Consider the following 14,308-nt stretch of genomic DNA (forward strand, 5'->3'; position numbering starts at 1 on the left):
TCCTCCTTGGTTCATTTAAGGGTCCATTTTTGCTGTTTAGCTTTGGACACCTCGTATCATACCAAGGGGGCGTTTTTAGTTCAATCCTCATTTTGCTTTATTACAGGAATGCTTTCTTATCTCTACAAAAAGAAATCCCTCATAGACGGCTGATTTTTATATATTTCAGAATATATCGCGAAGTTACCTGTAACACCGGATTTTTTACTCATTGGTTTTTAAAGGATAGTATCAAGTTGGATTAGTCAATAAAATTTCCGTTGTTCTAGTCTTAAATAATAAAACCAAACCATTATGCCAGGGTTCATATGAAATAGGGGGTTAACTTGGATTGATGCTTATGCCTTCATACTCCTTAGAAACCTTAGGTCAAACCCTATAAGTTAAAAGAATGAAAATAAACAATAGGATTTGTAAAACATTCAAAAATTAATTTAATCAAAGTCAGTAACCTTTATTGATTTCTCAGTAAAATCTACCTTTTTATTTACTCCTGGAATATAACTATGCCTATGGGTAATAAAAATAATTGTTTTATCTAACTGGAACAAATTATCTATTATGGTTTGTTCAGTTACCTCATCCAAATTACTAGTCCCTTCATCAATTAGCAACAAATCCGAATTACTTGATATTGCTCTTGCAATAGATAACCTTTGTTTTTGACCTCCTGACAAGTTTGTACCATTTTCTCCAAGCAAGGTATCAAATCCCATAGCAAAATTCATAACATCATCATATATACATGCTATTTTACTACTATTTATAATAACTTCCTCATCTAATGCCTCATTAAAAAAACTTATGTTTTCCTTAACAGTACCAGAAAGCAATGAAACATCTTGGGTTACCATCCCTATATTCTCTCTATAACTACTAATATCGTATTCATTTAAATTATTACCATTAATTAAAATCTCCCCTGTTGTCGGAAAATGAAGAGACGCAATTATTTTTAATAATGTGGTTTTACCTTTGCCGCTTCTGCCATTTATTAAAATTTTATCCCCATAATTAATCTGAAGGTTTATATTCTCTAAAACATTTTCTTCTCCATAACCAAATGAGACATTCTGTAATTCTATACCTCCTTTTAAATCACTTATTTTTTTACTTCTATTTAACAATTCGCTTTCATCGTCTTCCAAAAGGATCTTATTAATTCTATTGAAAATTTCTTCAACGTATTTAAAAGACTGTATACTATTAAAGATAGATGAAAAAGGAGTTAAAAATCTTACAGCTATTGTAGAGAAAGCTATAGTTTCTCCTATACTAAGACCCACGAAACCTACTTGAAAGACTCCCAAGTATATTATGAGTAATGGCAGGGCTACAGAAATTGTATAAGATGTTCCACCTAATACTGCAGAAGAAAGCATTTTTTTCTTATAGTTTACTAGTTGTTCATGAAAAGGGTTAATAGTCCTATTATAAATAAGTTTATTATTTCCTAAAGTCTTTATATAATCTATTGATTGGAGAACTGATAGAAAGTTTGTTTGAAAAAGGGTTTGGTTTGCGACTTCTTGATTTGTGTATAGAGTTATTCTGGGAATAACCAGCTTAGTAACCAGCAACTGAATGATAACAGCTATAAAGACTATACCCGTAAGAATAGGAGAATAATATAACATAGTAATGGAAAAAATAAATATCAATGCTACGTCTAACAGCAAGCTCGTCATAACATTTGAAAGAATTTCTCTTATCACAGTTATATTATTAATTCGTGTTGATAAATCTCCTGAAGTATTTTTTTCAAAAAAACTGAAAGGTAATTTGAAAATTTTCTTTATAGTCCCATCTGTCAGGTAATTATTGATTCTAATCTGTAAGTTAACTACAAAAAAAGTCCTTGCAATATGTAATAAAAAGACACTTAAACCTACTATTATTATTAATATTAACAGGGTGTTAGATAATAAACTATTGTTTAAAGCTCCATTATAATCTACTACATATTGAGTAAGTACTGGCAATATTAAATTCAAAATTTGAAACAATACAGATAAAAATATAATAGTAAAAATATTTTTTTTATAAGGTGTTACTATCTTCAAAAGATCCTTTAAATAGCTTGTTTTTTTTAAGAATATATTTTTATTTCTATCTTTCTTATTTATAAAAAAAACTACATTTGAAAAATTTTTGTAGAATTCTTTTTCACTAAAACTTTTTTCTCCAGTACCTGGATCAATAATATAAAAAATATCATTTTTTATTTTTTTAAGAATTACATAATGATTATTTTTCCAATATAACATTAATGGTTGTTTAATTTTACCTTTAATAATAAAATCCTTAATATCAGAAACCTGAAAAGCATAAAAACTTGCTTTATGCTTTTCAGTAATCTTTTTAAGTTGTTGAGCAGAAATACCGTCTCTACCTATATTATAACTATGATCAAACATATTAGTATTTACTTTACTATCTTTCCAGCTAAATAGCATAGATAAGCAAGCTAAACCACATTCGTATTGGTGGTTTTGTAATATGATTGGAATTTTAAAATTATACATGTTGATTACCCTTCTTAAAGTTCTAATTTTAATATATTTGGTAAATGATGATTCGTAATATATAAAAGTCCATATGCAGTTCCAGCTAACCCTATCATTAAATCTGGGGTTTGTATATTATTAATACCTAAACCACTTTTTATCTCATTAACTTCTTTATTTTTTATAATATTGTAGATAATATTTATTGGAATAGCATACTTTTCATGCTGCTTATAGACAGTATAAAAATCTTTTAAAATCATAGCAGTTCCTAAATCCCCATGGCACAGACATTGGGTTCTTGAAAATCCATTTTTTAAAATTTCACTTTTTATCTTTTGATTATCTTCAAATTCACTCATTTTTGAGGATATTCTATTTAGAAGAATTCCCGGGGATCCATGGCACCATGCGTAAGGCGTATCTTCATAATCATGAGAGCCTCCAAGCCATTTATTCTCTGATCGCAGTTTTTCTTCAAATTCATTTGATTGTTTTATAATCTCTTTAACCGTAACATCATTTGAATTTATATCTTCAACGTATTTGTTTAAAGAATAACAAATACCTGAATTCCCGTGAGCAAAACCCGTTAAGTATTGGTCAGATATACATCTCCAACTTACGGTTCCATCTTCTTGGTGCTCAGCATTATTAATTAAGGTATCTTTACAAATTTCTACCAATTTTTTTATTCTGGAATCCTTTGATAGGTTATACAAATTAATTAAAACTAACATAACACCAGATGCACCGCTTATAATGTCATTGGTCTTGTCTTTTTTAATATTTTCCTTCATCCCAATACTTATCTCAATAGCCTTTTCCTTATACTTATTTATTTTTGTAGTTTTGTAAAAATAAGCCAGTACGTATACTAACGAAGAAATACCATCAAATGCACCAATAGGATATTTATGAGGTAAACCATAAGATGCTAATATATCATCAATTATCAGTTGAGCCTTATCAATGTATTTCTTGTTTTTAGTTACAGAATACTTTGATATATATAAGAAAGCCATTCCTGATAACCCATCGTATAACTTTCCATCCATAACAAAAAGGTTTGATTTCCTTGTTCCGATATCCCCCGTTACTACTGAAGTGTACCAACTAAATGTATTATTATATTTTGTTTGTTGTTTACTAATTTCTTCTTCTATAAGAAATGCAAAGTTATATAAATAATTTTCCCTATCAATAAAATTATTATCAAGAGACAAATTTGAAAAATCCTTTATAAATCGTTTATTCTTTTTTTCTGTTAATTCTTTCTTATCATCAACTAACGAGTTTGAGATTAATTCTAATTGAAATGATAGGTCATCTGTAGATAGATTTTCTAATTTTTCAATAGCAAAATCCAAAGGAATATCTTTCAAAAAATTTTTTAGTATACAACTATTATGTATTATTTCTCTGCTTGATAAACGATATTTAAAATAAGGTATATCCCCTTCTGCTAAGTCAGTAGCTTCTAACTTGGATAATTTTCCGCCTTCCTCAATAAATGGTTTAATTAATAGTAGATCTCTTACTGCCCTATTTTCCAAAAAAACAGGGTGATGACTTACGTTTAAAATATTTGCATAATAAATGGTTGGCTTATTAATATACCTTAATTCTATTTCATCTCGCATACTTTTAATAGTATTAACAATATGTTTTTTATGGTCACAAATGAATTTATAACCTATTGTAAAACCTTCTTTTAAAGGGCCGATATAATTTAATTCATTGACGTATTGATTTTTATACTTAGGATGATTCTGTGAAGCTTGTAAGGTTTTATACTCTGAAACTATTTTAACATTAGATGTTCTCTCATTTTGTATAGTTGGAACTTTTATAAAGGTCTGAGTATCCCCACGTCTCCCTATTCCGCTTATGTCAGATTTATTATTCCCAAAAACAAAGGGAAGCACCCCTGTTGATTTTACAGAATGAGCTAATCTGTGCTGATTAACATCACTTGCATTTTGAAATTCAACTAATGAACTTTTTACGTTAAATAAGCTTTCCAAATCAATAAGGACGGGACATTTACCATTAGCTATCAAATTCTCAGAATGGAAATCTACTGCATTAAACGCATACAAAAAAGATAAATGTATACCAAGTTCTATGTAAAAGTCAGATATATCTTTTTTACTTTCGATCTCATAATAATCAATGGATTCCGACCAAAAATAATCTAACTTATAAATATTTCTTGGGTACTTGAGGAAGTAATCATTGGAATGCTCATTGAAATGCTTCAACACTTTCTCATAAAATAAGTCTATGCTACCATTTCTTGGTTTGTAATATATTTTTTGGCCATTTAAATCAAAAGATACAACACTTTTCCCTTTATTATGTGTATCCCCTTTATTAATTGTAATATTTGACAAATATACATTTTTATTTTGGTTATTTTTAACGTTGTAATAATCTATTATTTCTTCTATATCGTTGATAAGGTTACGTAAAAACTCATCTATATAGTTTGATATTAACGATACTTTATGTCTCATTATTGAAACTAAAGTATCATTTTCTTTTAGAATTTTTATAAATTCATTTTGTTTTGACAAGTATTCTTCAATATACTCCGTATATTGTTCTTTTTCATCATCACTATTAAAGTCCTTTAAAGTTCTTTTTTTATTAATATCATAGATTAATGTCCTATGAGCAACAGACATTAGTAAATGTGAGATCTGCTCTGTTAAATTTTTTTCTTCTTTACAAAAATCCATATCCACAAATTCTTTAAGCACATTTAATTTTTTGGTGAAACGAGGATGATATAATTCCAAAAATAAATCAGTAAAAAGAAGGAGGTTTTTATTATTATCCTTGGGTTCTATCTTTTTTAGCTTTAACTTATTATAATTCAACTCATCATTTTCATTATTTGGCAGGTTAGATATTAAAGATCTATTTTTAATGTAATAGTGTTTATGTAGATATTCTAAATTAGGTATATTTAATTCCTTAAGTGCATTTTTTATGTTATTTACTGAAATACCTTTACTTTTATATAAGTTTTCTATAAAATAATTTAATTTTTCCATTAAAATCTCCCTTTACTTTACGTTTAAGTGGTGGTGGGGATATACCCCCACCACCACTATTCTTAACACCAGCAAGTATGCGTAGGACAAATAGAGCATTCCCAAGTTATAGTACAGTACTTCCCGTCATTACCTTGAGATATCCCCATAGGTTCTGCTGCACCACCAGAAATATTATCTAAAGATGCTTCTTCTAGTTCACTCATAAAATCTCCAGCAGTATTGTACAATTGTAAATCTTTTTCTTTCATAAATTAATTCCCTCCCATTTGTTTGAATTTTTGTATATTTGTGTTATTATAAAAGTGAGAATAATATGTTATGAAGAAATAATACTATAATTTGAACAATTTAGCAAATTATGTTTTATTTCCTAATAAAAGAAAGGAGGTTTTTTATATGGAAAATAAAGTAACGGCTTACAAAAAAATTAGTGCTAATGATTTAAAAGAGATTTCAGGCGGCGCAAGTGAGCCACAAGGAACCCCTGCTACAATTATTCCAGTTTCTCTAGCGATTTGTCCAACAACTAAATGTGCATCCGTTGTCAAACCTTGTAATGACTAACGTACATTATTCAATAATAGATGCCCTCTATTACAGGGGGCATCTATTATTTTTTAGGAGGGATTTAATTTATGAGTAACATTATTAGCATACAAATATATGAACAACTTTTTTCTAAAAAAATAGAAAAATATATTATAGAAATAGAAAAAAATTTCAGTCATATATTATCAAGTAATTATAGAAAAGACATTAAAAATATGGTCATAGAAAAAATAGAAAACATAAGTGGTAAATTTATGCTCGAAGACTTTCATGAAAATTCCAAAATCAAAAAGGAGAAGGATGGATTTAAAAATGCTGGGATTAATTATTACATAAATAAATTAGACCTACAATTAGATAAATTTAAAAACTTAAGATGTATTTTAGACAATAACATTGCTAATCTATTGGAATATTATCACAATTTAATGGAGAATTTTTGTAATAACAGAGAAGAAATCTTTCCAAATCAAAATGTTAAAATAAACTACATCATTGTTGACAAAGGAGATACTCATAATAATGGAAAAACCGTCGTAGTATTGTTTTTAAATAACGGTACAAAGCTCGTTTACAAGCCAAGAAACCTAGAAAGTGATATCTTTTATTACAAACTAATACAAAAATTTAATTATGATAATAACAGTGAGTTAAAAATACCCAAAATATATAATTATAATTCTCATGCGTGGCAAGAGTTTATAGAGTATAAAAATTGCAATACGATCAAAGAAATCGAAACATATTATTACCATTTGGGAATCCACATTTTCTACACATATATGTTAAGATCCAATGATATTCATTATGAAAACATAATAAGTAATTCTAATAATCCAGTTATTATCGACCTAGAAACTATTATGCAAGGAACTATCAACTTCAGTCATAATCAACTTATAAAAAATAATCCCCTCTTTTTAAATGATAGTATCTTGCAAAGTTTACTGTTTGACTATGCTACTTCTTTCACTGGAGAAGGTATAACATTTTTAGGTGGTACTACAAATCAAACATTAACATCTAAAACTGAAGAACTTTTAATTGATAAAAACACAAATAATATGCGTTATGTTTATAAAGAATTTTTTACAAATAGTAGTAAAAATATACCCAAATATAAAGGAAAATTTATGGAAATTTATTCTTTTAAAGAAGAAGTTGTGAGAGGATTTAATAAAGCATATTTGTATATAGTTGAGAATAAGAAAAAATACAAGCAAATACTGTCTGCTTATCCAAATTTTAATGTAAGATATGTACTCAAGCCAACATATACCTATGCTACATATATAGAATTTTTAAAACAAAGCCACTTGAAAGATAACACTGAACTTTACAGCATACTTCAGAACTCAAATGTTCATTATAATTCTAAAGACGTTATAACTGATTTAGAATATAAAAGTCTTTTAAATTATGATGTACCTTACTTTACTGTAAATATAGATAAAAAAGACATTAAAAGTCCAACTTCTAATGAGAAGGTAGCTTTTAATTTTTTTGAGAAAAAACCTAGAGAAGAAGTTTTATTAAGAATAGATAAATTATCACTTAAGGACTTGGAAGAACAGTCCCATTTATTAGATTTAGCTATAGACGCTTATAAAGAAAATAGTTTAAAAAAGGTTGAAGTTCATTCACTTAAAAAACTGCCTGATAAAAAAGATATTAACTATGAAATTGAAAAACTAATTTCAAATACAGATAATTTTTCAATGCTATTAAGTCTTCGTCATAATAGTAACGGGGAAGCAATCATTAGCCCTATTGGATACAATTTATATGACGGTTTAGGAGGCATAGCGTTATTACTAAGTTATTGGATATTAAAAAATAAGAAAAATTATTCATACAGTTTAAAGGAAATTAATAACTCTATTGAAAATCTGTATAAGATAGATAAAACTAATAATTTTTCAATTTACCATGGGAAATTTTCCTATTTTAAATATATATATATTCTCGATAAAATTTCTGAAGAAAATCAAATAAACAAAAATGTGGACAATTTACTAAAATTAATACAGGAGTATAATACACATATAGCTAATAGTAGTCGGTACCCCATAGACTATATAGGCGGACTGGTCGGGATAATATCACTATTAATCGACTATTACACTTCTACTGGTCATAAAAAAATATTATATGCGATAGAAAGTTTGAAAGATTTACTGCTATCCAAATCTAAAGTGTCAAATGATGAGATATTTTGGGACCAGGATGCTAAAGATTTGAAAATGAATCCAGGCTTGGCTCATGGCACTTCAGGTATAGCATTAACTTTAGCAAAATATGTTCACTTCATTTATAAAGATGAGCAAATTATCCATACAATAGAAAAAATTTTAATTTATGAAGATAAAGCTTTAAGTTTTGAAGAACCCACTACTTGGTGTAACGGTCTCTCTGGTATATTACTAGCAAGAATTTTAATTCAACAATATATTCCATATCTTAAAATAACCTACATGGAAGAACTAATAGAAATCCTCTGTCTAGACGTATCTAATTTAAATAACAGAAAAAGCGTATGTCATGGCACACATGGAAACATGTTGGTGTTAAAGGCCATAGAATCTCTTAGAGAAAATTCCTTTCCTGATATTGAAAAGTGGAACAAGGGATTGCGTACTCATACAATGAGCTATTCTTGGGACTCCGGCTTTTCATATCCAAATAGGAATCCAGGTTTCTTTCTAGGGAAAAGCGGTCAATTATTTGATATTATTCTAAATATAAAAGATTACAAATTAGCTTTATATATGATGAGTTAAGATTATTTTAGTGCCAAACTCATCACTGTTTATTGAGATTTCAAGTTCTAATAGATTTGGAATCTCTTTAATTATGGTTAACCCTTTTCCATTAGAAAAGTTTTGCTCTGGATAATCAAATCCTATACCATTGTCTACAATAATTAAGCGCTCGTATTTTTTCTCCTTTATCGTTTTTATTTCTACAGCACTCGCTTTTGAATGATAAAGTACATTTTGTAATATATTATCAAACAATCTTTCAAACCATATTTTATCTAAAGTCCAAATAATACTTGAATCAATATTCATATTACACTGTATTTCCCTATGATTGAAAGCATTATTCCATTTCTGTGAAATCTGCTCTACAAAATGAGATAACACAACAGGTTCTTTCTTAATAATTATTGAATCAGAATTCAAATAATTTTTATGGTATATTCGATCACTAAGTGTTGATATAATATTTACATTTTTGGTGATTTCTTCTATTGCTTGATTTATATTTTTACCTGTCTGAATATAGTATAAGTTAATATTAATAATCGAAAGAGGGGTCTTGATATCATGAGAGAGCTGGTTTAAGTATTTTTTTCTTATTTCTTCAGACTCATTATATTTTTTTTGATTGTATTGTAATCTTTCTATTAATATATTAATAGATTCACTTAAATGCCTTATTTCATCAAATTTTAAACTTGAAATGGAAACGATGTCTGGAATATTTTGTTCATCTGCTATATCTCGTATTAGTTTTGAAAGGTTAGTAATTTCAACCGATATATTTTTAAGAGTCTTAGAAAGGAAATATACGTATAATAAAATCAATATAAAGAAAAGGGAAAATATATATATATAATTCTCATCAGATTTAAAGGGCGTATCCGTACCGCTCATTAAATTATACAATAAATGTATTCCATATATCGTGTAGTTGGAAGCTATAAAAGCAAAAGGAAAAAATAATATAGAAACGAATGTTATGAAATAAACTTTTTTGTGAAACATATTTACTCCTTAATGAGTTGACATTTTATAACCATATCCATAAATTGTATGAATAATTTCTCCATTGCTATCTACTTTATTTCTTAAATTATTTATATAAACATTTAGAGAATTTGCTTTACCATTATAATCAATGCCCCAGATGTGTTCAATGATCTGTTCTTTGGATAAGCAAAGATCTATATTATTATATAAATAAAAAAACAGTTTTTTTTCTGTATTGCTTAACTTAATTTCTTGCTTTGTTTTACTATTCAAAACGCTATGTTTAACTTTATTAACCAACAGACCGCTCAAATAAAAATATTCACTGTATTTATTACTCAATAAATTCTCTAATCGAGCTATAAGTTCTAAAGGTTCGAATGGTTTAGGTATAAAATCTTCTCCTAGTTCCAACCCTTTAATTTTATCCTCTAATTGGCTATGAGCGGTTAGAAACACTACTGGCTTTTGAGGAAACAACAATTTTATCCGTTTACAAATTTCATAACCATTGTCAAAAGGAATTTCAACATCTAATAAGAATATGTCTATATGTTCTAATTTAGAATAGTTAAATCTATTATCCGTGTAAACAAATACATTAGCAAAGTAATCACTTAAAAACTCATGCAAAAACTCAGATATGTATTTATCGTCTTCTAGTACCAAAATATTTAATCCCTTCATTATGTTTTTCATAACTTCATTTCCTCCATAAATTTATTTCTTTTAACTTAAAATATCGAAACATGGGTAGGTTACACTAGAAAAAAGACATAATTAAGGTAAAGTAGACTAACAGAATCACATTAGACCACGTTAAACCGAAGTTAGCCAAACGAAGGGTCTTTCCGACGAGAAACGCCTTGTTTGGTAAAGAGCAAAGTGTTCTAGGAACTAAACTAACCCCTAAAACTGTCAATATAAAATACGCTTACTAATTACCATAATAATACTTCTTGAAGATTCAATTGTTAAAAGCATATTTAATAAACTAGACATTCTAAAGCAATTACGGAATGCCAGGATACAAAATCCGGTATTTACATACGCCCAGATATCCAAACTTATATTGAGCCTCATTTTCGAAATGGAAAACTAGTTTACGCTTTTGCATAAAAGATCTGATGATTTTTCGAACAATGCTTATACCGACTTTCAAACAATACTCCTATAATTGACGCCGTTTCCTAATTTCTTTGAGTAAAGTGGGCAAATTTTTATTCCGACGAACATGATGAAAGGGTAACACGTTGAACGTGTTTATACATGTAAAAACTGTAAAGGTGATGCCTCCCGGTTATCACTACCGGGAAAAGTAAATCAAATAATCGCAGATCAAATATGATAAGTCATGATTTACGATTATTGGTGATGCATATCGTAAAAGGTGCGCTTATTCTTTATTTTGGACTTACTATACATCTTTTTTCCCGTTTTACCCAGTATTTTGAAGAGTTGACCTAAGAGTGTACACACTGTATTGGGGGCTAAATTCTTTTTTATCTAAAATTCCGGATCAACACCAAAATAAATAGGTGATATATCAGAAAAGTATAGCAAAGTTTCTAAATAAATGAAAAACATCTGCCTCTTGGTATACGTCCTCCTGTCCTTCCTCACTTTCTCATGTAGCTCTCCCTTGAAAAAGTGCTCCATGGAGAATAGGGAGCTTGCTTGTCTAGATGTATGAGTAACTGTGGCTCCATAAGATTGACGTGCAAGATAGGCAGAAAACGCCTTCGTATATCGCTTTTTTTGGCGCACCAAAAGAATACTGCCCATGTAGCACAACAAATCTTTTACAAGCTAAACAAATAGCAGGAATATGCGCGACTGACTGAATAATTACAACATATTGCATCGACCTTTTCGTCGAGTGAGAGCCCATGCTGTTTGTATGAAAAAGCTTATATCATGCTTTTCAGAGTAGATGCTGGTACAAGCCAGCCATGGCGGTTTCTTATCTCGTAAAAACAAGCAGGGCTTCATTCTCTCCTGCTTGTTTTATCTATTATTTATCCTTTGCTTTCTTCTCCAATATAGAGCGTAATTCATTTTATTTCGCTTCTAAGATAAACTTGACAGACTCTTTTAAACAATCGTCTGCTTGGACATAGTCGCCGACCTTATCCATAAATGCGTGAACCATTCCATTATAGTGCAGGCAATACACATCTGCGCCCGCTTGTTTTGCTTTTTCAAAAAACGCGTCTCCTTGAAGACGTAATGCGTCATATTCCCCAGCAATATATAAAGTGCGTGGCATGTTTTTTAGTAAATCTTCCTCCGCATTATACGGTGAGATCATCCAGCTTTCGGCATCCGCCCCTTGAATATACCATTGATCAATAAAATGAAAGAAATGCATAAATCCTTTTATATGCTCATGCACCAACTGCTCATGTTCATGTGCATGAATTGCCGATAAATCATAAAAACGATTTAATAACGCTTCATTTTTCCCTTGATATACAACGGGATAAATGGAAACGGCATTGTTAATGTAGTTTGTCCCATATAACCGGTCTAATAAAGAAACGACGTAAGTTAAATTCCCCCCAGCTGAATCGCCCATGACGTTGATATGATTTGCATTTACTTTTAATTCCTCGTGGTGATGATGAATGTAAACAACTGATTGATGTGCGTTTATAACAGCTTCTGGATAGGGGAGTTCTGGTGCTAAGCCATATTCTACGGAGAAAACACGTACCTCCCCTAAATCTGCTAACCGTCTACATGGTAAATCAACATGATCTAGAGAACCGCCAAAAAATCCACCCCCATGGTAAAATACAATGGCTGGTAATATGTCATTTACTATATCTTTTTTTACATATGTTCGAACAGGGATGCCTGCAAATTCTGTGTCTTCCACTATAAGTTCATGTGTAGTAATATCTTTGGCGTTGGACCATCCGATACCAGCACGCATCATCTCAACTGTAGGTTCGCTCGTCATTTCTTCTGAAGATGCTTCCTCTGCAGTCATACTTAGCTCTTCAAGCGTACGTGGGTCGATATGACCTGACTCTTCTTTTCCCGGTACAGGCTTTACTCTCATTCGCTTATCATCTGTGTTCACAGCCTTCATTAGCTGATTAGTGCTTACATTCATGATAATCTCCCTTTCAAATATACGGATTTAAGGTTATTTACAAGAAACCGCTTTAATAAATAGAGTGATTGTTGTAATTAAAGCACATTATATTTAGAATGATCTTTGCTGAAGGAATAAATTTTTTTAGCTATCTATATGAAAAGTGTTTCACTTATATATCACGTATTTTTTATTGTTACTCTTCCCTCTTTATTCATAATTCAATCCATAGAACAAACCTATTTGGCACCTTGATAGTAGTCAATAACAGACTTAGCAAGCGCTACGATTTTATTAGGAAGATCCTTTGGCGAAATTACCTTCAGTTTATGTCCAAACCCTATTAAAAATTCAATCGCCTCTTGCTCATCGTGAAAACGTACAGTCGCTGCTATCCATTGACCATCACGTTGATGCTCTGGTTCTATAACTTGAACAAACTTACCTGTAAACCGAAGCCGTTTCATTATTTCTGGGTCTACTTCTACTTGCACATCGTACTTAGGTAAACTTTGAATAAACTCTGCTTTTGACTGTTCCCAGTATACCGCCAAGTTAAAACCCTGTGGTCTATCAAAATCTTTCTCTTCCACTTTTGCATGGAGTATGCGTGAAACTCTATAATTACGTAGCTCTCCATTTCTTACAGCGACGAGGTACCAGTTACTCCCTTTTGCCACCAATCCTAATGGCTCAACTAACCTTTCCTTTTGTTCCCCATTGAGCTGTTCATAATGAATTCTTAACTTTTTTCTTTTCAAAACAGCACGTTGAACAATTTTGAGAGCGCCTACTTTTTCTTTAGATTGTCGCCAAGTACTCGCATCGATGTGAATTCTTTCCCACATGCTTTGCGCTTCATTCCGATACATATCAGGGATGGCTGCAAATAATTTTTCTCTTGTCTCTAATGCTTGACTAGTCAACCCCAAGTCTTCGAGTAATTTTTCTGAAGGGAAAAGAAATAAAGATTTCATGTCATCCATATTAAATCCGCTTAATTGACTACGGAAGTTATCTAACAGGCGCCATCCTCCCTCTTTTCCCCTTTCCGATACGACAGGAACCCCTGCAGTACTTAGTGCATCCATATCTCTAAGGATCGTTCTAATTGACACCTCTAATTCGCTAGCTAATTCCTTTGAGGTCATTTTCCCTCTATTTTGCAACAAGATCATAATATTCATTAATCGATCGGCTCTCATAACATCAGTCCCTTAGGTGAAAATAAAGCAAAAGCTATAAAGTGAATCTTTAATGAGTGGGGCTTTTTCTCTCACCCCACTCTGATTGTTAAATGAACGAACCAGGGATGGAGGTATTGTTATC

General features: G+C 30.2%; 9 protein-coding genes. 2 read left to right on the forward strand and 7 right to left on the reverse strand.

The genetic code is table 11. The annotated features are described in order from the left end of the window. Positions 1-434: 434 nt before the first annotated feature. From D1839_RS08590 to D1839_RS08600, 3 genes are all read right to left on the reverse strand, one after another. Positions 435-2,525 (reverse strand): peptidase domain-containing ABC transporter, encoded by a 2,091-nt coding sequence (locus tag D1839_RS08590; RefSeq protein WP_120379438.1) that lies wholly within the window; start codon positions 2,523-2,525, stop codon positions 435-437. 14 nt (positions 2,526-2,539) lie between these two features. Continuing rightward, the gene (locus D1839_RS08595; protein ID WP_120379437.1) at positions 2,540-5,569 is read right to left on the reverse strand and encodes a type 2 lanthipeptide synthetase LanM family protein; all 3,030 of its coding nucleotides are present in this window, start codon (positions 5,567-5,569) and stop codon (positions 2,540-2,542) included. Positions 5,570-5,631: 62 nt separating this feature from the next. Further along, positions 5,632-5,820 carry a plantaricin C family lantibiotic gene (locus D1839_RS08600; protein WP_120379436.1) on the reverse strand — a complete coding sequence of 63 codons (189 nt, stop codon included), beginning with the start codon at positions 5,818-5,820 and terminating at the stop codon, positions 5,632-5,634. Positions 5,821-5,968: 148 nt separating this feature from the next. Here D1839_RS08600 and D1839_RS08605 point away from each other — a divergent pair, with 148 nt between their 5' ends. Both D1839_RS08605 and D1839_RS08610 read left to right on the forward strand, forming a co-directional pair. Beyond that, a complete protein-coding gene (locus tag D1839_RS08605; RefSeq protein ID WP_120379435.1) occupies positions 5,969-6,136 on the forward strand; it encodes a class II lanthipeptide, LchA2/BrtA2 family in 168 nt (55 codons plus the stop codon). 71 nt (positions 6,137-6,207) lie between these two features. Next, positions 6,208-8,901 (forward strand): type 2 lanthipeptide synthetase LanM family protein, encoded by a 2,694-nt coding sequence (locus tag D1839_RS08610; RefSeq protein ID WP_120379434.1) that lies wholly within the window; start codon positions 6,208-6,210, stop codon positions 8,899-8,901. On the opposite strand, the gene D1839_RS08615 is transcribed toward D1839_RS08610, so the two are convergent. The 4 genes from D1839_RS08615 to D1839_RS08630 all read right to left on the reverse strand — a co-directional run bounded on the left by D1839_RS08615 (position 8,884) and on the right by D1839_RS08630 (position 14,184). Further along, positions 8,884-9,891: a sensor histidine kinase gene (locus D1839_RS08615; RefSeq protein ID WP_120379433.1), complete on the reverse strand. Its 1,008-nt coding sequence runs from the start codon at positions 9,889-9,891 to the stop codon at positions 8,884-8,886. The two genes, D1839_RS08610 and D1839_RS08615, sit on opposite strands and share 18 nt — an antisense overlap. 9 nt (positions 9,892-9,900) lie before the next feature. After that, positions 9,901-10,575: a response regulator transcription factor gene (locus tag D1839_RS08620; protein WP_120379432.1), complete on the reverse strand. Its 675-nt coding sequence runs from the start codon at positions 10,573-10,575 to the stop codon at positions 9,901-9,903. A 1,360-nt stretch (positions 10,576-11,935) separates the two neighbouring features. Then, on the reverse strand, positions 11,936-12,997 hold the full coding sequence (locus D1839_RS08625) for an alpha/beta hydrolase fold domain-containing protein (RefSeq protein WP_120379431.1): 1,062 nt from the start codon (positions 12,995-12,997) through the stop codon (positions 11,936-11,938). 221 nt (positions 12,998-13,218) lie between these two features. Beyond that, positions 13,219-14,184, reverse strand: a complete 966-nt coding sequence (locus D1839_RS08630) for a helix-turn-helix transcriptional regulator (protein ID WP_120379430.1) — start codon at positions 14,182-14,184, stop codon at positions 13,219-13,221. Positions 14,185-14,308 lie beyond the last annotated feature (124 nt).

This window comes from Roseburia sp. 1XD42-34 (assembly GCF_009917385.1).
Classification (GTDB): Bacteria; Bacillota; Bacilli; order Bacillales; family Amphibacillaceae; genus Virgibacillus.